The 25,090-nt window shown below is 41.6% G+C and carries 23 protein-coding genes; 1 reads left to right on the top strand and 22 read right to left on the bottom strand.

The annotated features are described in order from the left end of the window. Positions 1–15 precede the first annotated feature (15 nt). The 14 genes from ileS to pbp2b all read right to left on the bottom strand — a co-directional run bounded on the left by ileS (position 16) and on the right by pbp2b (position 15,930). Positions 16–2,808, bottom strand: a complete 2,793-nt coding sequence (gene ileS / locus D8854_RS03230) for an isoleucine--tRNA ligase (protein ID WP_125449571.1) — start codon at positions 2,806–2,808, stop codon at positions 16–18. A 254-nt stretch (positions 2,809–3,062) separates the two neighbouring features. Then, the gene (locus D8854_RS03235) at positions 3,063–3,947 is read right to left on the bottom strand and encodes a DivIVA domain-containing protein (protein WP_125449573.1); all 885 of its coding nucleotides are present in this window, start codon (positions 3,945–3,947) and stop codon (positions 3,063–3,065) included. A gap of 8 nt (positions 3,948–3,955) precedes the next feature. Next, on the bottom strand, positions 3,956–4,747 hold the full coding sequence (locus D8854_RS03240) for an RNA-binding protein (RefSeq protein ID WP_125449575.1): 792 nt from the start codon (positions 4,745–4,747) through the stop codon (positions 3,956–3,958). Further along, entirely contained in the window at positions 4,744–5,004 is a 261-nt protein-coding gene (locus D8854_RS03245; protein WP_000576497.1) for a YggT family protein, read from the bottom strand. Before D8854_RS03245 ends, D8854_RS03240 begins: the two co-directional genes overlap by 4 nt. Then, entirely contained in the window at positions 5,004–5,537 is a 534-nt protein-coding gene (locus D8854_RS03250) for a cell division protein SepF (RefSeq protein ID WP_000053360.1), read from the bottom strand. Before D8854_RS03250 ends, D8854_RS03245 begins: the two co-directional genes overlap by 1 nt. Positions 5,538–5,546: 9 nt before the next feature. Further along, positions 5,547–6,218: a YggS family pyridoxal phosphate-dependent enzyme gene (locus D8854_RS03255; protein ID WP_125449577.1), complete on the bottom strand. Its 672-nt coding sequence runs from the start codon at positions 6,216–6,218 to the stop codon at positions 5,547–5,549. Between the two features lie 3 nt (positions 6,219–6,221). Beyond that, positions 6,222–7,478, bottom strand: a complete 1,257-nt coding sequence (ftsZ, locus tag D8854_RS03260; protein WP_084976373.1) for a cell division protein FtsZ — start codon at positions 7,476–7,478, stop codon at positions 6,222–6,224. A 16-nt stretch (positions 7,479–7,494) separates the two neighbouring features. Beyond that, a complete protein-coding gene (ftsA, locus tag D8854_RS03265) occupies positions 7,495–8,871 on the bottom strand; it encodes a cell division protein FtsA (protein ID WP_000196334.1) in 1,377 nt (458 codons plus the stop codon). A 235-nt stretch (positions 8,872–9,106) separates the two neighbouring features. Beyond that, positions 9,107–9,811 carry a TIGR02206 family membrane protein gene (locus D8854_RS03270; protein WP_125449579.1) on the bottom strand — a complete coding sequence of 235 codons (705 nt, stop codon included), beginning with the start codon at positions 9,809–9,811 and terminating at the stop codon, positions 9,107–9,109. A 195-nt stretch (positions 9,812–10,006) separates the two neighbouring features. After that, positions 10,007–10,582: an NUDIX hydrolase gene (locus D8854_RS03275; RefSeq protein ID WP_125449581.1), complete on the bottom strand. Its 576-nt coding sequence runs from the start codon at positions 10,580–10,582 to the stop codon at positions 10,007–10,009. A 22-nt stretch (positions 10,583–10,604) separates the two neighbouring features. Then, positions 10,605–11,978 carry a UDP-N-acetylmuramoyl-tripeptide--D-alanyl-D-alanine ligase gene (locus D8854_RS03280; RefSeq protein WP_125449583.1) on the bottom strand — a complete coding sequence of 458 codons (1,374 nt, stop codon included), beginning with the start codon at positions 11,976–11,978 and terminating at the stop codon, positions 10,605–10,607. A gap of 85 nt (positions 11,979–12,063) precedes the next feature. Continuing rightward, the gene (locus D8854_RS03285; RefSeq protein WP_125449585.1) at positions 12,064–13,107 is read right to left on the bottom strand and encodes a D-alanine--D-alanine ligase; all 1,044 of its coding nucleotides are present in this window, start codon (positions 13,105–13,107) and stop codon (positions 12,064–12,066) included. Between the two features lie 173 nt (positions 13,108–13,280). Continuing rightward, positions 13,281–13,877 carry a recombination mediator RecR gene (gene recR, locus D8854_RS03290; RefSeq protein WP_000966754.1) on the bottom strand — a complete coding sequence of 199 codons (597 nt, stop codon included), beginning with the start codon at positions 13,875–13,877 and terminating at the stop codon, positions 13,281–13,283. Between the two features lie 10 nt (positions 13,878–13,887). Next, positions 13,888–15,930, bottom strand: a complete 2,043-nt coding sequence (gene pbp2b, locus D8854_RS03295; RefSeq protein WP_125449587.1) for a penicillin-binding protein PBP2B — start codon at positions 15,928–15,930, stop codon at positions 13,888–13,890. A 256-nt stretch (positions 15,931–16,186) separates the two neighbouring features. On the opposite strand from pbp2b, the gene D8854_RS03300 reads away from it, so the two are divergent. After that, positions 16,187–17,038 (top strand): MurR/RpiR family transcriptional regulator, encoded by an 852-nt coding sequence (locus tag D8854_RS03300; protein ID WP_125449589.1) that lies wholly within the window; start codon positions 16,187–16,189, stop codon positions 17,036–17,038. A gap of 287 nt (positions 17,039–17,325) precedes the next feature. Here the strand turns inward: D8854_RS03300 and D8854_RS03305 are convergent, their stop codons facing one another. The 8 genes from D8854_RS03305 to D8854_RS03340 form a co-directional block, all read right to left on the bottom strand. Continuing rightward, positions 17,326–18,090 (bottom strand): class I SAM-dependent methyltransferase, encoded by a 765-nt coding sequence (locus D8854_RS03305; protein ID WP_125449591.1) that lies wholly within the window; start codon positions 18,088–18,090, stop codon positions 17,326–17,328. 315 nt (positions 18,091–18,405) lie between these two features. Continuing rightward, on the bottom strand, positions 18,406–19,290 hold the full coding sequence (locus D8854_RS03310; protein ID WP_125449593.1) for an ROK family protein: 885 nt from the start codon (positions 19,288–19,290) through the stop codon (positions 18,406–18,408). A gap of 17 nt (positions 19,291–19,307) precedes the next feature. Next, positions 19,308–20,225, bottom strand: a complete 918-nt coding sequence (locus D8854_RS03315; RefSeq protein WP_125448655.1) for a dihydrodipicolinate synthase family protein — start codon at positions 20,223–20,225, stop codon at positions 19,308–19,310. Between the two features lie 171 nt (positions 20,226–20,396). After that, on the bottom strand, positions 20,397–21,041 hold the full coding sequence (locus D8854_RS03320; protein WP_125448656.1) for a YesL family protein: 645 nt from the start codon (positions 21,039–21,041) through the stop codon (positions 20,397–20,399). Between the two features lie 20 nt (positions 21,042–21,061). Continuing rightward, the gene (locus D8854_RS03325; protein WP_000575428.1) at positions 21,062–21,514 is read right to left on the bottom strand and encodes a YhcH/YjgK/YiaL family protein; all 453 of its coding nucleotides are present in this window, start codon (positions 21,512–21,514) and stop codon (positions 21,062–21,064) included. A 227-nt stretch (positions 21,515–21,741) separates the two neighbouring features. Beyond that, positions 21,742–22,581 carry a carbohydrate ABC transporter permease gene (locus tag D8854_RS03330; RefSeq protein WP_001183243.1) on the bottom strand — a complete coding sequence of 280 codons (840 nt, stop codon included), beginning with the start codon at positions 22,579–22,581 and terminating at the stop codon, positions 21,742–21,744. A 15-nt stretch (positions 22,582–22,596) separates the two neighbouring features. Next, positions 22,597–23,463: a carbohydrate ABC transporter permease gene (locus D8854_RS03335; RefSeq protein WP_001209417.1), complete on the bottom strand. Its 867-nt coding sequence runs from the start codon at positions 23,461–23,463 to the stop codon at positions 22,597–22,599. 218 nt (positions 23,464–23,681) lie between these two features. Next, positions 23,682–25,010: an ABC transporter substrate-binding protein gene (locus tag D8854_RS03340; protein WP_000672107.1), complete on the bottom strand. Its 1,329-nt coding sequence runs from the start codon at positions 25,008–25,010 to the stop codon at positions 23,682–23,684. Between the last annotated feature and the right edge of the window lie 80 nt (positions 25,011–25,090).

Below are 25,090 nucleotides of genomic sequence, written 5' to 3' on the forward strand. Positions count from 1 at the left end.
CTCAGTCTATTCTGATTATTTCGCTTCAAATCCTTCTGCGACTGCATCCGCAAAATTTTCTTCTACAATACTTGCACAGTGGTCACAGATAACTGCGTGGTAGCTACGTTCTGCAGTAGTTGGATCGATACGACGGCAGCGCTCACATACTTCACCTGCAGCGCGTTCAACTGTAAAGGCAACATCTTCAAAGCTTACTGCACTCTCTGGAGCTGTACCTTCAGCGATGGTCAATTCTGACACGATCAAAAGTTGAGCCACATTGCTATCCAATGCTCCAAGAAGAGTTTTCACCACTTCATTTGGATAAACTGTCAAGTGGGCTTCGAGTGATTTACCGATTACTTTTGCATTACGAGCTTCTTCCAAGGCTTTTTGAGCTTGTCCACGGAAGTCCATGAAAGTTGACCATGTATCCAAGATTTCTTCTTGGTTAGCAAAGGTTTGAGCCTCTGGCAATTCTGACAATTGGACGAAGTCTTCAGCTTCAAACTCTAGGTATGACCAGATTTCTTCCGCAGTGTGAGGAAGGATAGGTGTCAAGAGTTTTGTGATTTTGACAAGGATGTCATAAAAGACAGTCTGCATTTGACGACGTTCGAGTGATTTTGCACCTTCAATGTAGACAACGTCTTTGGCGAAGTCAAGGTAGAAGGCTGACAAGTCAACGTTGATAAAGTTCACCAAGGCCTTGTAGATGGTCAAGAATTCAAAGTTTGCGTAAGCATCACGAATGGTCTTAACAAGTTGGTTAAAGCGGATGGTCATGTACTTATCAACGGAACGTAGTTCATCGTAAGCGACTGCGTCCTGAGCTGGGTTAAAGTCAGAAGTGTTAGCAATCAAGAAACGAAGGGTGTTACGAATCTTACGGTAAGTTTCAGAGACTTGACTTAAGATATCCATAGAGATACGCACGTCGTTGCTTGAGTCAACACTAGTTACCCAGAGACGTAAGATTTCCGCACCAAATTGTTTTTCAACATCGCTTGGAGCAATGGTATTTCCAAGAGATTTAGACATCTTCTCACCTTTACCGTCAAGGGCAAAACCTTGTGACAAGATTTGTTTGTAAGGCGCTACGCCATGGTTGGCAACAGATGTGATGAGTGAAGAGTTGAACCAACCACGGTATTGGTCAGAACCTTCTAGGTAAAGGTCTGCTGGATATTTGAGTTCTGGACGGTTTACCACCACTCCATTCCATGACGAACCTGAGTCAAACCATACGTCCATGATGTCTGTTTCTTTTTTGAACTTGCCATTTGGTGAACCTGGATGCGTAAATCCTTCTGGCAAGAGATCTTTGGCATCACGTTCCCACCAGATGATAGAACCATGTTCCTCAAAGAGTTGAGCCACGTGTTCAATAGTTTCAGCTGTCATGATTGGTGTGCCGTCTTCAGCGTAGAAGATTGGAAGAGGAACTCCCCAAGCACGTTGACGAGAGATAACCCAGTCGCCACGGTCACGAATCATGTTGTAAAGGCGTACTTTACCCCATTCTGAGTGGAACTTCACTTTTTCAATTTCGTCCAAGATTTCTTGGCGAAATTTAGATACTGAGGCAAACCACTGTGGTACTGCACGCCAGATGATTGGTTTCTTAGTACGCCAGTCAAATGGGTATGAGTGAGAAATTTCTTCTTGAGCAAGGAGCAAATCACCCAGTTTTTCGATAACAGTTGGTACAACCTTGTCATAGAATTGACCTGCAAAGTCAGGACCAGCATTTTCCATCATAATACCGCGTTCATTGATAGTGACAAACACTTCCAAGCCATTGGCAACACCGACATTGTAGTCGTCCTCACCAAAACCAGGGGCTGTATGGACGATACCAGTACCAGAGTCAGTCGTAACGTGGTCACCAAGGATTACCAACTCATCTACAGCCGTATCCCAAGGGTGAGCTGTTACGATATGGTTCAATTCTTGACCACGGTAGGTTGCCAAGACCTGAACATCAGCCCAGCCAAATTTTTCAGACAAACTAGTCAACAATTCTGAAGCAACCACAAACTTACGAGATTCACCAGCTGGTTGTACGACTACGTAATCGATATCCGCACCAACAGTCAACCCACGAGATGCTGTAATGGTAAATGGAGTAGTTGTCCAAACAACGATGTACGTATCTGTATCTAGGACACCTTTACCATCTTTTACCTTGTTGGCATAGTAAAGAGAAGTTGAAAGCAAGTCATGATATTCAATTTCTGCTTCTGCAAGAGCTGATTCAGATGACCATGACCAGTAAACTGGCTTGGCACCACGGTAGATATAGCCTTTTTTAGCCATTTCACCAAAGACACGGATTTGAGCCGCTTCATAGTCTGGAGTCAAGGTAACATAAGGATTTTCCCAGTCACCAGAAACACCCAAACGTTTAAAGTCTTCTCTTTGTTTATCAACTTGAGAAAGAGCGTACTCGCGGCAAAGTTTCAAGTACTCAACCAAGTCCATTTCTTTGCGTTTGACACCTTGTTTTGCCAAAACTTGCTCGATTGGCAGACCATGTGTATCCCAACCTGGAATATAAGGCGCATAAAAACCTGACATCGATTTCGAACGAACAATAATATCTTTAGAAATCTTGTTCATGGCGTGCCCAACGTGGATATTTCCGTTGGCATAGGGAGGTCCATCGTGCAAGGTGAAATGCGGTTTTCCTTGGTTCAATTCTTGACGACGTTGGTAAAGTTTCGCTTCGTCCCACTCTTTTTGCCATAGTGGTTCTTTAGTAGGAAGTCCAGCACGCATTGGAAATTCAGTTTTTCCAAGATTTAGGGTATCTTTGAGTTTCATTATATCTCCTTTATTATATAGACAAATTAAAAACCACGAATCGCTAAAAAGGACGAAAATCGTGGTACCACCTTTGTTCGAAAAAAGACAAAGCCTCTTTTCCTCTTTTCCCGTAACGTGGGCAACGTCCAATCTTACTGCTTTCAGACTGGATTACTTGAGAGGATAATCTCACCACTAGGGATTGCAGGACTCACACCGTCTCCTACTCGCTGGAAATATAGTTGGTCAGATCTTGTTCTCACATTTATTTCTTATAATATTGTAACGGATTCTTGTTGTGCTCCATGGCTAGTAGTTGAAGAAGCAGTTCCAGTTGCTGATGGCGATACTGAGAAATACTCTGTCATCATTTCTGAATCCTCATGTTGTGGCTCAACTGAATGAGACTGTATCTCTTCTACAACCGTATTGATATCTAACACATGACCTTCCGCTTGACTGTTAGCCTGCTGAGCTTCAAACTCAGCTAATTCTTTGTTACCTGCTTCGATGCGGGCTTGTAACTCAGCCATTTCTTCAGGTGAAAATTGGCGAGTCACATCAATCGGCTCTTCTTCTGGTTGCGAAGGAACAGCTTCTCCCAAGACCTCACCTACGACTTCCTTGAAGGCTTCATCACTTGTTTGGAGATAAGTCGCAGTCGGACGAAGAATATCTTCCCAATCTGAAGATTCGACAATTGCCAACTGGCTCTCAATCGTAGATTTGAGACGTTGATGAAATACACGGCTTTTGTTTTTCAATTCCTCTGTCTCAACAGCTACTTTCTTAGCATTATCTGTTGCCTGACGTAGGATTTCATTAGCTTTGTATTTTGCCTCTTCAAGGAGGCGCTGGGCATCTTGCTCAGCCTGTTGAATAATATTGTTTGAGCGCTCTTGAGCAGCTTGTTTTACACGTTCAGCCGTATCTTGAGCAATCAAAACAGACTGGCTCAACGAATCCTTCATCTCATCAAAGTAAGATAAGCGCTCTTCTAAACTTCTAATGTGTCTTTCCATTTCGTGATTATTGCGAACTAAGTCCTCGTAATCACGAACAACAATATCAAGAAATTCATCTACTTCTTCTGGATCAAACCCTCTGAATTTCGTAGAAAAGGTTTTATCTTTAATTTCTAATGATGTAATTGGCATACTTTTCCTCACTTACTTAATAATAATTGGATAGTCAGTTTTATCTTATCCCTTTTAGTTTGCCCATTTTCTTTGACAATCTTCAGACGACCAAACTTTCTCACACTAATCAAATCCCCTACAGCTACTAGATAATCTAATTTTTCAATGGGGTGGTAGTTTACCTGAACAGATTTTTTCTCTATGAGTTGACTAGCCTGCTTTCTGGATAATTTCAAGGCACTTGATAAGAGGGAATCCAAACGAAAACTGGAAATCAAAATCTCTTGTTCTTGATAATTGATCTCAGATATGATTTTATCGGTGAAAGGACATTCCTCCAGCGACACAGGTAGTCTGGCAATCTTTTGTATCCCGTCCTGAAACAGAGGGATAAAATCACGATTGACAAAAATCTGTGCTCTCTTTTCATCTACCAAGATATCACCAAAGAGCTTACGATCAATTCCTAGTTGATTGATGATTGTCCCCAAAATCTTTGAATGTGTTAGCTTTTCAAACCTACTTGGATAATGGATCTCTAGCAATGCCATTTCAAAATCTGACAGTGTCGGACTAAAATAGTCCGGATACAGAAGGACACGGACAAATTCCGTCTGGATATATTCTCCGCTACTCACACAGCCCAGTTCATAGGTCCCAGCCAAAACCCTCAGTATCTGTTCCTGATGCGGGTTGACAAAAGCAGTGAGGACAGGAGCATAAGTATCTTCCACCCGCTTGATCCACTCTAATCCCTTATCAATAAAGGGAGCATCATCAAGAGAAAAGTGCTGGTAAATCGCTTTATTTGTCATCATAGTATCAACAAGAAACGAATCAAGCTGTCACCCAAAAAACGGACGATTAAGATTGCTAGCCAAATGGATAAATCCAAACCTCCAAATTGTAAAGGTAAACGGCGAAGTGGATCAACAATCGGTCTAATCAGCTTTTCCAGTAAACGTTCTAGTGAACTACCATAAGAATTTGGAAACCAAGAGAGGAGTGCATAGATTAACAAAAGCAGGGAATAGATATTCACTGCATTTTGGATTAGACGAATCAGAAAAATCATTATTTCGCTCTACTTCGTTTAATATCAAAACCAAATTCCGCACTTTGAGAATCATCAGGCAACTTGATATCTTCAATATTCACAACCACATTGACTGGTGTCAACAAATACATTGTACTCGCAACTTTTTTCAGATTACCTGCCAAAACATGACGGGCACCGTCCAGATAGTCTAGACAACGACGAGCCTGAACCTCTGTCATGTACTGGAAGTCAATCAAGATACTTTCATTTCCAGCCAATAAATCCACGATCTCTGTTGCATCCTCATATTTTCTAGGATAACGAACATCAATCGTCACTTTTTCATCTGTACGATGGCTTTGCATAGCCAATTCTTGTTGGCGAGCATGTAAGCGAGTGATGTTGGCATCTTTTGAAGTGGTTGATTGAAACTGCGCTGGCAGTTCTTTAGAAGCTGAACTCGATGAAGCAATCATCTGCTCATCCTGAGGTTGATAAGTAGCAGTTGTTTCTTCCCCATCTTCTGTAAAATAATCTATAAATTTATCAAATCTATCTTTTAAAGACATAGATCTCTCCTATTTAAAAAATGCTGTGCCAATTCGAACAAAGGTCGAACCAAATTGAATCGCTTCCTTATAGTCACGACTCATGCCCATGCTCAACTCTGTCATCGGCATATTAGGAATTTGTTTTTCTCTAATTTCTGCTTGCAGTTCCTGAGTTTTCTTGAAAATTTGTTTCAATTCATCAGAATCTGCCTCAAAAGGAGCCATGGTCATCAAACCAACATACTCAATCTGATCTAGCTGAGCCAAGTCTGGCAAAAGTTCTAGTAATTCTTCTTTTGAAAAACCGTGCTTGCTTTCTTCTCCTGAAATATTGACCTGTAGGAAACACTTGATAACATGATCTGTTCTCTTTTGAATCTCCTGTGCCAATTTCAAGGAATCTAAAGCATGAAAGTAATCCACAAAAGGGATTACTTCTTTGACCTTCCGTCTTTGTAGCGTTCCAATCAAATGCCAAGTGACAGGGAATTCTTTTAACGTCTGACATTTTTCTAAAAATTTATCAACACGATTTTCACCGATATGATGAACACCCAGGGGAAGCAGGGCTTCCGCTGTTTTTACGTCCACATATTTCGTCACTGCAATAATTGAAACAGAAGCTGGATCACGATTGGCTTCTCGGCTAGCTTCAGCAACCTGCTGAAAAACGAACTCTGTATTTTTTTTCAAATCCATTGATTAACGATTCTTGAAGAATGGAGGTGTGTCCAACTCATCTTCGTCCTGATAAGTCGGTGCTTCGAAACGTTCTACAGGTGATACGACTGAATCAGTTTGACGAACGATTGATTCACGACGCAAGTCCCAATCACCAAAAGCAGAAGATTGACTTGTTTCAAAGCGTCGTTGGCTTTGTTTTGGTAATTCTGCTGTATCTTCTAGGTCAAAATGACGATCAAAATTTTGAGGGTGCGGTTGTCTTGAAGCTTCACGACGAGCCGCTTGTTTTACTGAAGAACCAACAACTTTTTCTACACGCTCTTGACGAACACCTGTCGCTACAACAGTAACACGGATTTCATCCTTCATGCTTTCGTCAATTGATGTTCCAAGCCAGATGTTTACACCTTGGCCAGCTGCTTGGTTGACGATTTCTGAAGCTTCTTCTGCTTCAATCAATGTTAAATCAAGACCACCAGTAACGTTGACGATGACATCCTCTGCACCATCGATAGTTGTTTCAAGAAGTGGAGAGTAAATTGCTTTACGAGCCGCTTCAACAACGCGTTCTTCACCACTACCGATACCGATACCCATAAGGGCATTTCCTTTGTTTGCCATTACAGTTTTCACGTCAGCAAAGTCAAGGTTGATCAAACCAGGGTTGGTAATCAAGTCTGTAATCCCTTGAACACCTTGGCGAAGAACGTTATCTGCTTCACTAAGAGCTTCAAGAAGCGGTGTCTTCTTGTCAACAATTTCAAGCAAATTGTTGTTTGAAATAATCAACAAAGTATCAACATGTTCGCGAAGTTCGTTGATTCCTTCTACAGCGTACTGACCACGTTTGCTTCCTTCAAATCCAAAAGGACGTGTCACAACACCTACTGTAAGGGCACCAAGATCTTTAGCAATACGCGCTATCACTGGGGCAGCACCTGTACCAGATCCTCCACCCATACCAGCAGTGATAAAGACCATGTCTGCTCCGCTAATTGCTGCTGTCAATGCTTCTTCGCTTTCTTCAGCAGCCTTACGACCAACCTCAGGTCGACCTCCAGCACCCAAACCACGAGTCAACTTTGGTCCGAGTTGGATAACTGTTTCAGCTTTTGTACTACTTAAGGCTTGTACGTCTGTGTTCGCCGCAATGAATTCTACGCCTGAAACACCTTCGTCGATCATGCGGTTAATAGCATTACCACCGCCTCCACCGACACCAATTACTTTAATAACTGCACCTTGAGCAGCTGCTGTATCAAATGAAAATGTCATAATTTCTTTTCCTCTTTTATTCATCAAACATGCTTCCGATCAAGCTACGGAAACGGTCTGTTAATTTCGGTTTATCTTGAGAACTTGCTTGGAATTCGTCTCTTGGAGCAAGGCCACTGTCAGGTGTAATTTCAGTTGCTGCAGTAGCTGGTTGCACTGGAGTTGATTGTATAATTGGTGTCACACTTTGATTTGAAACACCAAAATTAATTGGTTTTTGGCGAAGGAATTCATCTCCTCTGACTGCCTTTTGAGCCAGAAGATTCACTTCTGTCAATTTACCAGCAAACTCAGACAAGCTGATTACATGTGCAAAAGCAGGGTTGCGAATTCCCACTTGATTTGGCACATAGAGTTTCACTCGAACACCAAACACTTCTTGCGCCAATTCGACAACTCCTGGTAAAATCGCATTTCCGCCGATCAGAACGATACCACCTGGTAGATCCAACAAGTGTCTTCTGTCTAACTCCTGTTTAATTTGATCAAAAATATGTTTGATACGTGCTGAGATAATTTCTGCCAAGTAACTTTCTGTCACTTCAACGGGCTCTACTTCACCAATGACTTCAACTTGGAAAGTCTCGTTACTTGCTAGTGGAACATAAGCTTCACCATAGTTTAGTTTCAAACTTTCTGCGATTTTTTGGGAAGTTTTTAAGACTTTGGAAATGTCTTTAGTGACATATTCTCCACCTTCTTGGTAGATATTTGTAAATTGCAATTCTTGATTGCGAATGGTTGCAACTGTAGTCTGTCCACCACCCATATCAATCACTGTCGCGCCAAACTCACGTTCTCCCTCATTGAGAACTGAATTTACAATCGCTAATGGTGAGATGATGACGTTGTCAACATGGATTCCCACACGCTCCACGGTTTTACGAAGGTTATGAAGAATGGTACGAGGTCCTGTGTAAAGTAAACCACGCATTTCCAAACGCACGCCCATCATGCCACGAGGGTCACGAATACCTTGGAAACCATCCACGATAAACTCTTCAGGAATGAACGTAATCACTTCACGGTCAGGCGTCATGCTCTTTGTCAAAGCTGATTTGACAACATTTTCAACATCCTGATCTGTAATTTCTTTTGTATCTGATGTTACAGGAATCATTCCTTGTGTTGGTTCAACCTGCAAGAGGTTTGCTGGTAAACCAACATTGACAGACTTGATTGAAATTCCTGCCTTCTCTTCTGCCTGGGAAATTGCGGATTTAATTGCTGAAGCAGCAGCCTCAATATCAACGATAATCCCGTCTTTGACACCTTTACTTTTGGCATTGCTAACGCCAATTACATTTACTTCACCATCTCTATGTTCGGCAACCAGCACTTTGATGGAGCTAGTTCCGATATCTAAGCCTGTAAAAAAACCATCTCTAGTCATTACATTGGGTCCTCTCTGTCTTCCAAGTTTCTCACTTCTATTTTCAATAACTGTGACGAGACACAGCTATTCACAAAATATTATAACACAAAAAATCCAATCGTGCTTAGTTTTTCATAAATTTCCTCTAGGTTTTTTGTAAAAGTCTTTTGAACGATTTTTCTCAGGAGCAATCATTATTTTTATATCCTTACAGCTATATTTTGCATATTTAATCAAAAAAGAGAAGGCCTTCTTAGGCTTTCTCTTGAATCATTTTTTCTGCTCTTTGTTGCAAAAAGACCTCTACTACTTTTGCAGTCAAGCTGATTGCTGCTACCAACACACTGGACACGATGAGGTAGTTAGCCAATAGTCCGTGATTCCCCACTAGTGGTGGTTTATTTAAAAATCCATAATCTCCACCTACAACCAAGTTGACAACACCTATCAAGGCATTTAGAGAAAATGTAATCACTGTCACATTTTTCAAATTGAGCAGGGAAGCTTCATAATTCTTAAACAAGTATAGGAGCGCATTCCCCAAAAGTGCCACGTGCCCGATGATAAAGGATAAGATGGTCACGTGCGGAAACGGATAAGGGTCAAAGAGTGGGTAAGCCAGAGCTGCTGTTGCTCCAAAAGTTCCTAAAAGAGCAAAGTACTGTTTGTACTTGGATGTTCCTGGAATCAAGAGCATAACAAACATGGCGATACGGCAATGATAGAAGGGTAAACTTTCTGACAGAGGCATGAGATTCCCCCAATACCAGCTATACAGAACAATCAGTTGAACAGACTGAAGGATCTGAATAAAGCGCTGGTAAGCCACCTTGTCGCGAAAGCGATAAGAAGCATAGAAAGTAAAAGCCAATAAACATAACAAACCAATATACCAGTGGAGTTCAAACTGGGGCGGTTCTGATATCTGTGTGGTAAATAATTGTTCCCACAAATTCATATTCTATTCCTCGTTCATCTAGCCGGAGCAGTAGAAAAGTCACTGCTCGACCTTTTTAATTTTTTTGAAAAAGCTTGATTCTATACTAAGCATAGAATACTTGCGACTTAAATTCGCAACCTATTATATCATTTGTCTCGCAGAAATGCACCTTGCAGACACCCTTTTTTGATTTGCAGACTTCTCTAGCATAACCTAATCAATATATTGCTCTCTTTGTCCCTGATAAACCTGCCAAAGAATCTCCATCTGCTCCTTGGTAATGCGTTTTTCAGATAAGACTGGCAGTTGATTAATGGCAAAAAATTGAAGGTCGGCAATTTCTTGATTCTCTTGAAATTGTCCGTCAAAAAGTTGGCATTCAAACACAAACTTTGCATATTGTTTGCTCTGTAGTTGGAAACGATTGGTATCAACAACTGCAAGTAACCTTTCAGTTTTTGCTGTAAAACCGGTTTCTTCTTCAATTTCCTTGAGAATATTTTCAGTTGGAGAATAGCCGACTTCACCAAATCCACCTGGCAAAGCCCAACTATCCTCTCCTTTTCCTCTAACTAAACAGACTTTTTCATCCTCAACAATCCAAGCACGGACGTCCATCAGAGGAGTCGCGTAAGCGGAAGTTGGTTTCAAGACTTCTGCCACTTCTTCTGCATCAAAGTCTGATACCTGATTCAACATTTCGCTAAACAGACCTCGCAAGTCCTCGTAGCGCTCGCGGTCAAAAGGATCTTTTGTAAAGGTTAATCCAGTATCCGTAATGGCTAACATTCTTTGCAGATACTGGGTAAAATCACTTGCATTCGTTTTCTAAACTTTCTACCAACTTGGCTAGATTCATAGAGTTAGAGCCTTTAAGCAGAATTTGGTCATTGGCACCGAGGCTTTCCTTAACCTGCTTGACCATGGCTTCAAACTGGTCTTCGTCGCCTGTTTTCTTGAAGTAGTATACATGACCGATTGGGAACATTTGACTGGCCAGTTGAGCCAATTCAGCAATGTCTTCTCCATAGAAAATAACCATATCAAGCACATCTGGAGATAGGCTCAAAATAATCTGGTTATGGAGTTGGATAGATTGGTCACCGAGTTCCTTCATATCCGCTAAAACTGCTATTTTCTTGCCCCCTTCATTGGCTGGAATAGCCGAAAAAGTCTCTAAAATTAGCTTCATAGCAGTTGGATTGGCATTGTAAACATCTGACAGAATATCTGCTCCATTGGCTGCTTTCTTCCACTCGGTACGGTTACGAGTCAATTCAAGATTTTGGAAAGCCTGACGAATCTGCTCCTCTGAAACTCCTTCTTGTAGAGCCACATAAGCAGCAATCATAGCATTGGTGGCATTGTACTTACCAGTCACTGGCAAATCAAGGTCTTGTTCCAAGAAATTGGCCTTGAAGGTCAGACTGTCCTTGCGCTCAACCAAGTCTGTAATTTCCAGCTCTGCTCCTTGGCCAAAACGAACCACCTTTTTATCAGTTGGCAAGTAGGCCTCTACAATAGGGTCAGTCGGAGCTAAAAGCAAGGAACCTGAAGTCATGCCATCTGCAATTTGCATTTTTCCCTTAGCAATCTCAGAACGGTCTTTGAAAAAGGCCAAATGGGCTTCTCCAACCAAGGTCACGATGGCTGTTTTTGGATGAGCCAATTCAGACAAGAGATGGATATCTCCCAAGTGATCCTGCCCCATCTCCAAGACCAATTTTTCTGTTCCCTCAGGCATATGGAGAACCGTGTAGGGAAGTCCAATCTCGTTATTGTAATTTCCTTGAGTTTTGTATGTCTTGTAGATTGTTGACAGTAAATGCGCTAACATATCCTTGGTCGTTGTCTTGCCATTTGAACCCGTAACCGCAAAGACATCAACTCCCGTTTTTTCAAGATAGTAGGCTGCGAGGGTTTGAAAGGCAGACAACACGTCGTCTACTAGAATGTAGGGATGATTTGCAACCTCTTTCTCAGACAAGGTTACTGCTGCACCATTTTCAAAAGCTGTTTCGATAAAGTCATGGCCATCACGCGCACCTTTGAGGGGCACAAACAAGTCCCCTGTAGCAATCAAACGACTATCAAACTCAGCCTTTTCTAACTGAGCGTCCGCAAAGAGACTAACATCATTTTTAGCTCCAACAGCTTGCGCAACTTCGTGGATTGTTAATTTCATTTCTACTCCTTTAAAAAGGGTTGAAGTCCGAGAACTCGACTCACTTTGCGGTGATGGTTCTGGCTCCTACCCCTCTCTTTCATTTTTATAGCAAATGCGCTTCGCGCTTGTCAAAACTTTCCCTGGCAAGGTCAACCAAACGCTCGATTAGTTCTGGGTAGCCGATTCCCATATTGTCCCAAAGTAGTGGATACATAGACCACTGGGTGAAACCTGGCATGGTATTAAGCTCGTTTAGGAAAATCTCGCCCTGATCTGTATAGAAGAAATCGCAACGAGACAGACCAAGGCCACCGATAGCACGGAAGGCTGTTTCAGCGTTTCGACGCATGACAACTACCACATCATCACTGATCTTGGCTGGGATGTCCATGGTAATCTTGTTATCGATATATTTGGCATCGTAGTCATAAAAGGCAACATCCTTGACCACTTCGCCTGGCAAAGTGCTCTTGACATCGTAGTTGCCCAAGAGACCAACCTCGATTTCACGGGCATTCACCCCTTGCTCTACCAAGACACGGCTGTCATATTGGAAGGCAAGTTCTAGAGCTTGACGGAGTTCTTCTTGATTTTCAGACTTAGAAATACCGACACTGGAACCCATGTTTGACGGCTTCGTGAAGACTGGATAAGTCAATTTTTCTTCAACTTCAGCGATTTTAGCAGTCACATCATCGCCTTCGACGATAGCCACATAAGGAACTTGAGCAATCCCTACAGATTCTAACACACGCTTGGTCGTAATTTTATCCATGGCAAGACTGGATGACAAAATGTTGCAACCAACATAAGGCATTTTCAAGACTTCCAAGAATCCTTGAACAGAGCCATCTTCTCCCATCGGGCCATGAAGAACTGGAAAGACTACTGCACCTTCTTCGTATATGGCACTTGGCGCGATTTTCTTGTCCCAGTCAATGGTCGCATTGGTCATAAGACGGTCCTCTTGACCTGGTGTCTGGTTAAATTCCTGCGTTTTGATAAAGTCACCTGACTGACTAATAAAGAAAGTCTTGACTGTGAAACGGTCGTAGTTGACCGCACGCATAACACTTTCAGCTGAAAGGACAGAGACTTCACGCTCTGCACTCCGCCCACCGTATAAAAGAATAATCGTTTGTTTCATATTACTGTCCTATTTTCTAATAGAATACTCGCACCTTAGTATATCATATTTGCTTCTTTTTTGAAACTTGAACATGGTACTAGTAGTAAAGAAATATAAAAAGAGACCGATAACGACAAACTCGGTCTCCCCGTTCTTGTATAAATGAATTGAGTTCGTAAATTTGTTTACTCCTACAACTCTGTTCGATTTTCAATAGCTCGTAAGAGTGTGACTTCATCCGCATACTCGATATCTGCTCCCACTGCTAGACCTCGTGCCAAGCGAGTAACCTTGATACCAGCTGGCTTGAGAAGACGAGAGAGATACATAGATGTCGCTTCCCCATCTGCTGTCGCATTGGTTGCCACAATCACCTCTGAAACCTCACTATCCATGAGACGGGTCATAAGACTCTTGAGATTGATATCGTCTGGACTGATACCATTCATCGGAGAAATGAGTCCATGCAAGACATGATAGAGTCCGTGGTATTCTTGGATGTTTTCCATAGCAGCCACATCGCGACTATCCTCTAGCACCAAGATTGTTGTCTGGTCTCGAGTTGGATCTGTACAGATAGAGCAGGGATCATCATCGGTCAAGCGACCACAGATGGAACAATAGGTCAATTCCCGCTTAGCAGACAGTAGGTTTTTGGCAAATTCATTGACATCGTCATCAGACATTCCAATGGTATAGAAGGCTAGACGGGTAGCCGTTTTGATCCCGATACCTGGTAACTTTGAATAGCTATCAATCAGCTTGGCAATTGGTGTTGGATACAGCATAAGTTCCTTTCTAATTCATTGGATGGTGTTGATTATAAAGATTGATAATGTCGCGTGCAATCGAAGGTCCGACACCATTTGTTAGGTTGGTGTTATGAGGAAAGACGACTGCGACAGCGATTTGGGGATTTTCGGTTGGTGCATAAGCGACTGCGTTGGTATTGTTGGCTTTTTGACCGCCATTAACATAACTTTCGGCAGTACCTGTCTTTCCACTGATGGAAACGGCTGCACCATTTGAAAAGGCACGACCAGTTGTCAGAGCACTCGTTCCATGCGAAACTTGATAGAAACCTTGTTGCAAGATAGCCATATCTGATTCTGAGATATTGACCTTGTTCAGTTCCTTGGTGGATGTTTCTTGAACTAGACTACCTAAGCCACCTTGGTCATTGTTTCCATAAACGCCTTCAACGATGTGGGGAGCCAATCGTACGCCGTTGTTTGCAATGGTCGCGACATACTGGGCTAACTGCATAGGTGTGTAGTTGTCAAACTGACCAAAAGCATTATTTAGATAGTTGGCCAAATCAAATTCTTTTGGTATAAATCCTGTTGATTCATCTGGAAGGTCAATCCCTGTTGAAGCTCCGAGTCCATATTCCCCAAAGGTTGATCGCAATTTGCCCATAGCTGTATCTAATTGACTCGTTGCTACCATCATATTGGGTTTATAGGTTTGTCCCATGATTCCTAGCGCAGTTTGAACCATGTAAGCATTAGAAGAGTATTCCAAAGCCTCAACTGCTGTGATAGGGAAAGAGCCATAGGACAAGGTATACCATGAATTGATAGGAGAGGAAGCTTGAAAGACTATGGGCTGGTCAAGTAAGGTTTGATTGCCTGACAAGACCCCGTTTTCCCAGCCAGAGCTAATGGTTGCCGCCTTGACAACAGAACCTGGCACAAAGACGTTAGTGACTGTTCCTAGAGAGTCTGAGCTCAGTTTGCCTGATTCAACATCATGCTTGATACCTGACATGGCTAGAACTGCACCTGTTTTAGGATTAAGAGCGACTGCGTAAACTCCTTCAGAATATTTAGCTCCACCGTTACTCAACTCGGAGTTAAAGTAGCTCTTAAGTAGGTCATCCACACCATTCTGGAAAGCTAGGTCAACTGTTAACTTGATATTGTTTCCTTTGCTTCCTTCTTCGACATTTTCCACACTTTCCATATTTCCATGTTTATCGAGGTGGATTTCCTTGACGGAGCGTTTGCCTTGAAGAACATCTTCATATTGCTTTTCAAGATAAGAAGTTCCCACTCGGTCATTGAGAGAGTAGCCTTTCTTGAGATAAGCGTCAACTTCCTCAGCTGGAAGTCCTGACTTTTCATTTGAAACGCTACCGACGATAGACGATAGAGAAGTGTCTAGTACTTTTCGGTCCCATGAGGTTGAAATACTAATGCCCGGTAATTCCTTGGATGCAGAAGCCACAAGAGCAACCTGAGTATCATCTAAAGCATCTGTTGAAATGGTGCCCGTTGCAAAATTTTCAACAGCATTGAGCTGACTAAAGAGATAGATTTCCTTTTTCTGGTCATCTGTATAATTAAGTTGACTCACGTCTATGCTTTCAACCGCATTATTGTAAAGTGTCGCTTCTGATAAGCGGTTCCCATCTGAATCTAGGCGTTTATCGCTTGGTAAGGATTCGACTGTTTTTTTGTAAACGTCCTGATCCGCCAAGTAGTAGTCTGCAATCTGACGGTCTGTGAGTTCAGGGGAAGTGACATTCACGTAAGTCAGCAGTTTTTTAGCCGTCTCCTTTAACTCTGCCGCCGTCATCTTATTGTTTCGTGTGAAAGAAACAACTTGCTTAAGTGTGTTTTCTACCAAGGGTTTCCCTGTTGCATCGTAGATTTGCCCACGAGCTGAACTGGTTGTCACCCTAGTCTGGCTGGCTGATGCCAACTTTGCTTCATAGAAATCTTTATTCAGTACCTGCATGTATAACAATCGACCGATAATGGTCATAAACAGTAGGATAACAATGGCAAACAGTAAATTAAGCCGAATCGGAATCGAATGGCTATTGAATTTTCTCATACAACTAAGACTCTTTTCTAGAAAAATTCCCGATTTTCACCTTCATTTTCAGCTAAAATAATAGAGCAAACGGGTGAAGCTCGGTACTTTTCATTGTACCATATTTTACGGAGAAACTCTTGGAAAAGTCGAAGCATTTTTTGACTTTTAATCGAAAATGCCTTTTTATTTGGTTATCCTAACTTCTATGATATAATGATGTTAATAAGCTGGCAATCGTCAACTTTTAAGAGTTTGACTCATGAAAAGGAGCTCCATGAAAAAGCAGGATATCGCAACTATTATTGATCTTCATTTTGAAGAATTAACAGAGTTAGAACAGGAAATCGCTCGTTATTTCTTGCAGGTAGATACGATTGTGGATGATCTATCATCGCAACAGGTTACTCAAAAACTGCATGTTTCCCAAGCTGCCCTTACCCGTTTTGCAAAAAAATGTGGCTTTACTGGCTATCGAGAATTTGTTTTTCAATACCAACACCAGGCCAATAAACCGGACACTCATTCGCACCAACACAGCCCTTTGACCAAACGTGTTTTACGAAGCTACAGCAACCTACGGGAACAAACACAGGATTTAATTGACGAAGAACAACTGGAACGAGTTGCCCAATTAATCGATGACGCTGAACGAGTTTACTTTTTTGGGACGGGAAGTTCTGGTCTGATTGCCCGTGAGATGAAACTCCGTTTTATGCGTCTAGGTGTTGTCTGTGAAGCTTTGACCGATCAGGATGGCTTTGCATGGACGACCAGTATCATGGATGAAAATTGTTTGGTGCTTGGCTTTTCCCTATCTGGCACTACCCAATCCGTTCTAGATAGTTTGTTGGATGCCAAGGAAATGGGGGCTAAGACCATTCTCTTTACCAGCGCTCCAAACAAAAATAGTCAGGCTTATACCGAAACAGTCCTTGTCGCAAGCCATAGTCAATCTTCTTACATCCAGCGTATTTCCGCTCAGCTCCCTATGCTCATTTTAATAGATTTGATTTATGCCTACTTTTTGGAAATCAATCGAGATAGCAAGGAAAAAATCTTTAACAGCTATTGGGAAAATAAAAAACTCAATGGCTATCGTAGACAAAAACGCGTTAGAAAATCCTAGTTTGGTTCAACCAAACTAGGATTGTTTTGTTTTAATACTCTTCAAAAATCTCTTCAAACCACGTCAGCTTCACCTTGCCGTACGTATAGGTAACTGACTTCGTCAGTCTTATCTACAACCTCAAAGCTGTGCTTTGAGCAACCTATGGCTCGCTCCCTACTTTGCTCTTTGGTTTTCATTGAGTATAAAATGATAATAGGCACCCAACATCCCTGCGGTATTTTGGGTATGGGAAATTCTAATCGTAAAATAAAATGAGCTATTCTTCAGAAGTACGTTCTATAATATCATAGTTTAATGCAGAGTGTAGCGATGTAGTCATCTCCATAACGTGATAATCGATGTCTTTTATCACACGATTCATAAAAATCAATCATAGCGAGACCATTTTTGAGTTGTCCTCTGATTTGCGTTTCTAAGGTATGGCTAAATTCATATCCATATTCTGGATTGATGGTTATCTTGCCTTCCTCTTCAAGCTCTTTTGAATTAAAAGGTAGTGCAAACTTCAAAAGTAATTCCTCATCAGGTTTGTCCCATACAATGTCAGCATCATACATGTATATCCAAGGATTCATAAATCCGACCATTAACAAACCGCCCTTTTTCAATACTCGAGAGGCTTCTTTATATATGTTTTCTAAATCTTCTATGTATACATTTGAAACCGGATTAAAAACAATATCAAAAGTTTCATCTTCAAACGGAAATGGTTTGGTCATATCGCCTTGAACGGTAGTGATTTTTAAGCCATCTCTTTTAGCAACCAGCTCATCTCTTTGTAATTGTGATTTAGAAAAATCCATGATGGTGACATCATAACCTTTTGCAGCAAAAACTGGTCCCTGCTGTCCACCACCACAAGCTAACCCTAATATCTTTTTTCCCTTGGCTTTTTCAAACCATTCTTTCGGAACTTTTTTCCCAACAGTTAAGGCAACAGAAATTGGATGTTTTCTAACTTCTTCTAATTCTTCCTGTGTCAATGGCTCAGTGTAGTCATTTTTTACATTATTCCATCTATCTTCATTTAATTTTATATAATTGTTCATCTTATCATCTCCTCGTAATTTTATAGTATTTCGATTTAAGTTAGATGTGTTGCCATTGCATTTTTCTCACCTTTACAAATTCTAATTTGTCAATTTCTCGCCCATCTCATTATATCATTTTTTTCTTCTTGACTTAGGTTTAGTTTTTAGAAACAAGGTAAAGAGCTTGCACCGTCTTCTAAGGCTATCTTAAAGGGGCTCTCCGCTACTTTTCATATACCTTGACAATTTTTCTATCATCAAAAAAAAGAATTAAGCAAAACAGTTTTCACTCAAGTAGTGATTAAGTGTTTTTCTTAATTCTATAGTTCCAAACTAGGATTGTTTTGTTTTGAAATGGTAATATGCACCGAGCATCCCTGCTGTATTTTGGTGATGGGCAAATTCCAATCGTGTTTTTTCAGCTAAGCTTGGTACCAAGGCCGCCTTCAAGGCTGTACGGATCTTCGGTTTAAGGATAGCCTCTTGCCCCATGATACCGCCACCGAGAATGACCACTTCTGGATTGGCAACGTAGCAAATATTTGCCAGGCCTCTTCCTAAATAGTCTACCATGCGGTCAATACCAGCCATACAAATCTTGTTTCCTTCAGTAGCTTCCTTGAAAATGCGTCGGCCATTCCACTGGTCAACTGAATCTCCGTGAGCTGCTGCCACATATTCTACCAAGGCTGTCGTAGAAGCCAAATCTTGGAAAGCCCCATCCTGCATATGCATATAACCGACTTCGCAGGCTGAATTGCTAAATCCATGGAAGACTTTCCCATCCATAATCAAGCAGCCACCGATACCGGTTCCAATGGTCAAGCAAAGAGTGACACTCGCTCCCTTGCCTGAACCAGATACTGCCTCAGCAAGACCTGCACAGTTGACATCATTTTCAATCTCACAAGGAATAGCAAAACTCGTCTCGATTTCCTTCTTGAACTGGGTTCCTGCATAGTTAGGAATTTGCGGGCCAGCATAGAAAATCTCACCCTTATCAGGATCCACCATTCCTGCAGAAGAAATGGCAACACCTGCTACTGGGCCTTTTTCTAAATAGCTGGCTACGATATCTTTTGTCTTTTGTAAGATATGAGGGCCACCCTTATGCGCCTCAGTTGGCATTTCATGCGATTCAACAAGTTGGCCTTCTTGGTCAATCAAACCATATTTGATGTTGGTTCCACCAATATCAATTGCAACGTAGTGTGTCATAAATACCTCCTTATGGATTAGAGGAAGCGCTCCTTGGTTTCACGAATCAATTGAGCAGCTGCTTCTACAACTGGACGATCTTCTTCAGTCACTGGCGTCAATGGTGAACGAACTGAACCAATGTTCAAACCTTCATTGATTTTCAAAACTTCTTTGATGACACCGTACATATTTCCATGTGCAGCAGTCAATTTGCCAATGATTGCGTTAATAGCGTATTGCAATTCACGCGCTGTTTCCAAGTCTTTGTCAGCAATCAACTGATTGAGTTTCAAGAAGAGTTCTGGCATAGCACCGTAAGTACCACCGATACCAGCTTTTGCACCCATGAGTCGTCCACCTAGGAACTGTTCATCTGGACCATTGAATACGATGTGGTCTTCTCCCCCAAGGCTGACAAAGGTTTGGATATCTTGAACTGGCATAGAAGAATTCTTAACACCGATAACACGTGGATTCTTCAACATTTCAGTGTAGAGACCTGGAGTCAAAGCAACTCCTGCCAATTGAGGAATATTATAAATCACGTAGTCTGTGTTTGGAGCTGCAGCACTAATGTCATTCCAGTATTTGGCAACTGAGTACTCAGGCAAACGGAAGTAAATTGGTGGAATCGTTGCAATGGCATCTACACCCAAACTTTCCGCATGGCGAGCAAGTTCCATACTGTCTTTGGTATTGTTGCAAGCTACGTGAGCGATGATGGTCAATTTGCCCTTAGCAACTGCCATGACTTCTTCCAAAATCAACTTGCGGTCCTCTACGCTTTGGTAGATACATTCACCAGAAGAACCGTTGACATAGAGACCTTGAACTCCCTTATCAATGAAGTATTGAACCAAGGCACGTGTGCGCTCTGGACTTACTTCTCCTTGATCATCGTAACATGCGTAGAAGGCTGGAATGACACCTTCGTATTTTTTCAAATCTGACATAGATTTTCTCCTAAGATTTCTTTTTTTCTGCTGAGAGCAGTTCTATTTTTTACAAGTTTAGTATACACCTTGTGAAAATCGCTTTCAATATCTTGTATACACTTAGATTTTAGTTTCTACTTGTATTTTAGAAACTGTAACGATTGAAAGTAGTTTCAGAAACAAGTCATCCTACTGATATTTGGCGAAAATTTTCTCCATCAAACCTGCTTGGAGAAAGACTAGCAAACCAAAACCAAAGAGGATAAAGGCCGATCCACCCAAAAGGAGAGTGAAGGCGGATAGATAAAGAAGCATCACAATAAGAAAGAGAATGGCTAACATGAGGAAGAACCACGGAAAGTTAAAACTTGCCAAGATAAGCCCTTTTTGCAGCACTTCTTTCCAAGACAAATCATAGCGCGCAGCGATGGGATAACTAGCCAGCATCACCAGAGTGAGGAAGATGAGAATCCCCAAACAAATAGCTTTCACAATCTGGAAAGGCAAAGTTGTCTGTCCCCAGAAGAGATAGAGATCTAGAAAGCTTAATGACACAATGCCCAACTCTAACAGACCCAACTGAAGCCCCAGTTTCAGATTTTGCTTGAAGGCCCTTAGATAAGTTCTAAAGACTGGTACCCGTCTGCTTCTCTTAATCTCGAACATGGTTTGGTAGAGGCTGATTTTTGCCACTCCAATCGTCACGATGGGCAAACAAGAGACGACAAAAAGAAGATTGGCTGTCACGATATCCAAGACCTTCTCACTGAAACGCATGAGAAAATTATCTGTATCAAATGCTGCCTTGATAAGGCTTACTCCTTTTTGTGCCATGTTTGCTCCTCCTGATTCTTTTAATCAATCAAAATTTTAAAGAGATATTTGCGAACCTTCTCTTCCATACCTGCATAGCCATTTGGTTGGTGCGGTTCTCCTGGGAAGAAAATCGCAAAATTGTGATAGCCCAACAATAGTGGGTAGCGTTCATGACAATGGACAAAACCAATGTCGCTCGCTTCATCGAATGCTACCGCCTCGTCTTTGATACGTGAACCGTAGCTCGAATATTCATGCCCTTCTACCAGCAAATGCAAGTCTGCATAGTGTTTATGGTGTTCAAATTGATCATTTTCAGCTTGATTGAGGACATTTTCCTGAACAACTAGAAAGACCTTGTCCCCGTCAATCTCATACTTACCGAGTTCAAAAGAATCCTTACGATGCTGGTAGAGATAGTCGATAGCCTTGTCTAGATTGGGATGGATTCCCTTGTAAAAGGCGATGTTTTTCAAATCGTCAAAAATCATACTGTTTCCTTCGTTTCTGATAGTTAACTAAAATCATAGATTAAGTTTATAAGTGTCTGACAAAATCTCTAAGGCAAGAAAATACCCAACATTTTGTAGACACTTATAACTCTGTATTCTCTTATGCTCAATGAAAACCGAAGAACAAACTAGGAAGCTAAGCGCAGGCAATACTTAAGTATGGCAAGGTGATGCTGACGTAGTTTGAACTCAATTTTCGCAGAGTATTATCCTTTGACAGCTCCCATAGTGATACCCTGAGTGAAGGATTTTTGGAAGACAAGGAAGACGGTTACGATTGGCACGGCTGCAAGAGCTGCACCAGCCATGATCAAACCATAGTTGGTTGCCATTTCGGCCTGCATGGTCGCAACCCCGAGTGAGATAGTCAAGTTTTGACGTGAAGTCAACATAACCAACTGCATGAAGTAGTCGTTCCAAGTATTGATGAAGGTAAAGATTGCAAGGGCTGCAAATCCTGGTTTCACGATAGGAAAGGCTACGCTCCAGAAGGTACGAATCTCACCACAACCGTCGATTTTAGCTGATTCAAGCAATTCTGTTGGGATATTTTCACTGAACTGTTTCATGAGGAAGACCCCAAATGGCCATCCAATCAAAGGCAAGATAACTGCCCAGAGAGTGTCATGAATTCCCATGAAGTTGACGATACGTACCAATGGTACAAGGACAACTTGTTTTGGAAGAGCCATGGCAGCGATAAAGACTGCAAAGAGGATGCGCTGGCCATAGAAACGTTTTTTAGCCAAGACATAGCCTGCTAGAGAAGAGGTTGCACACACTAGGAACATGGTTACCAATGAGATAAATACAGAGTTCCACATCCACTGCATAGCAGGGTTTTGCACCATGAGTTGTTGGAAGTTCTCCATGGTTGGCATTTTAGGGAACCACTGTGGTGGAATCATAATGGTATCAGGCTGTGATTTGAAGGCCCCTGTCAAGATCCAGTAGAATGGAAAGATGAACAGCACGGTCAACAAGAGCAAGATAATCGTTGAAATAACAGTGAAAGCTGTTAAAGGCTTCTTTTGTGTAGGTTGCATAACTGTCTCCTTTCTTTAGTATTCTACGTCGTTTCCGAGGATCTTGAATTGAGCAAAGCTGACAATGGCAATCATCACTGCCAAGAAGACACCAATAGTATTGGCATAGCCGTACTCTGTCAATTGGAAGGCTTTTTCGTAAAGATAGTACATAAGTGTACTTGTTGAATAGTTTGGACCACCAGATGTCAACAACTGAATCAAGGCGAAACATTGGAATGAGTTGATGGTTGTAATGATCGCGATGTAAAGAGTTGTTGGAAGAAGGCTAGGCCATTTGATCTTCCAGAAGACTTGAAATTCAGTCGCACCGTCAACACGCGCTGCTTCAACCAATGAGTTATCAATATTCCCCATAGCAGCGATATAAAGGATAATCGGTTGACCAACAGATGTTGTCAAAAGGATAATCATAATCGCTAGCAAAGCCCAGTTTTTGTCACCCAGCCAAGAAATGTTTTGGCTGATGATGTGGCTTGACTTAAGGACAAAGTTTAAAATCCCTGATAGGGGGTCATAGATCCATTTCCATACAACCGTTACGGCAACACTACCTGTAACCACAGGAAGGAAGAAGACGAAACGATAGAAAGAACGGGCAATGGCATTTTGATGATAGGTTTGAGATGCTACAAAGAGCGAGAAGAGAACCACAATCGGTACTGATCCAATAACTAGGATAACGGTATTGATCAAAGACTTAGTAAAGACAGGGTCTTTAAACATACGAATGTAGTTGTCCAAGCCAACAAACTCAAAGCTGGTCATGGAGTAGTTAAAGAAACTTGTAATGAATCCCATAATCATAGGAGCCAAGACAAAGATAACAAAGAAGAACAATACTGGTGCTAGGAAAGCGTAGGAAATCACTGTTTCCCGCATACGAATTTTATTGACTTTCACAGTCGGCACCTCTCTTTCAAATAGAATATTTTTTGATTTTCTTGAACTGTTTTAAAATCAAAATGAAATTTTTTAAGATTCGCTTATGTAAGAACTTCATTTTAATTTCGTGACAGTTCCTTACATTTCAAACAAAAGTCCCCCTTTTCTTACACCGTAGTGCACAGGGAAAAGGGGGAATCAATCTGACTTAGTGCTTATTGTTTTGTAGCTTTTTTGATGGTTTCGTTAGCTTTTTCAGTGAAGGCTTTCAAAGCATCTGCTGGTTTTTCGTCACCATTAGATACAGATTGCAACATTGGGAACCAAAGTGTTCTCATTTCAGCAAATCCATTGATTGTGTTGTAGTATGGTGAGTAGTATTTAGTCCAGCTACTGATTGTTTCCATACGTTTGTCATCATAAAGTTTGCCAAATGATGTACGAACTGGGAAGGCACCTGTACGAACAACGTCTTTAGGACCCCATTCTTTGTCATCTGCGATGAATTGAACGAATTTCTTAGCTGCTGCGACTTTCTTGTCGTCTTTGTTGTTAAATACTGCAAATCCATTTACAAGGTATTCAAGAGCTGGCTTACCAGAGTCTGATGGGAATGGTACTTCTACCACATCTACCTTACTTGCTTCCAAGAGTTTAGCTTGGATACCATTTTGAGCTGGAGCCCAAAGGATTGTGTATGAAGTTTGACCGTTTGCAAAGTTTTGGATGTCTGCTCCACCGTCAAATTGTGAACCATTGTTCAATAGACCGTCCTTGATCCAGCTAGCAGCTTTTTCAAGACCTTTGACGAATTTAGGATCGTCTGTTGTATATTTTGTTACATCTTTATCTGTTACAGAGCCGCCATAAAGGTTTGCGATGAAGGCACGTGTTCCTTGGTCTCCCCCTTGACCAGAACTGAACAATGAACCTGGTGTATATCCTTTGTCTTTAAGCGCTTTCAAAACTTTTTCAAAGTCATCAGTTGTCCAACCTTCTTTTACAAGGTTTGCAACTCCTGCATCTTCCAACATTTTCTTGTTCATGGCCATATAGAATGGAGCAGAACTGATTGGATACATGTAAGCTTTGTCACCAGCCTTACTTGCTTGTACGATGTTTTCATTATTGACATCTTTGACGAATTCGTCTGTGAAGAGGTCGTTCAACTCAGCCAATTTACCATTTTTACCGTATTGGATGATACGTCCTGGTGCGTCAAAGAGTACGTCTGGCGCTGTTCCCGCTTCAATGGCCGTTGTGATCTTTTCAGGACCTGACTTGAAGTCAATGGTTTCCAATTTCACTTTTACATCTGGATTTGCTTTTTCAAAAGCTTCGATGATTGATTTTTCATAAGTTCCAACACCATCGCCAGTTTTTTCTTGTGTGAAGACTGGGAATGCCCACCAAGTGATTTCTGTTTTTCCGCTATCGCTTCCTGATTTTCCAGCATCTTTACTTCCACCAGAGTTACCACAAGCAGCAAGGCCAAGAATCGCAGCACCTGCAAGTACTGTACAAGCTAGTTTTCTAAATTTCATTTGTATTCTCCTAATTAATAAGCGTGTCCATATTGGATAGTGAGTAAGCTTCTATTTGTATACGTTTTCATTTTATCCGA

It is taken from the genome of Streptococcus mitis, from assembly GCF_003943905.1.
In the GTDB taxonomy this organism is placed as follows: domain Bacteria; phylum Bacillota; class Bacilli; order Lactobacillales; family Streptococcaceae; genus Streptococcus; species Streptococcus mitis_BC.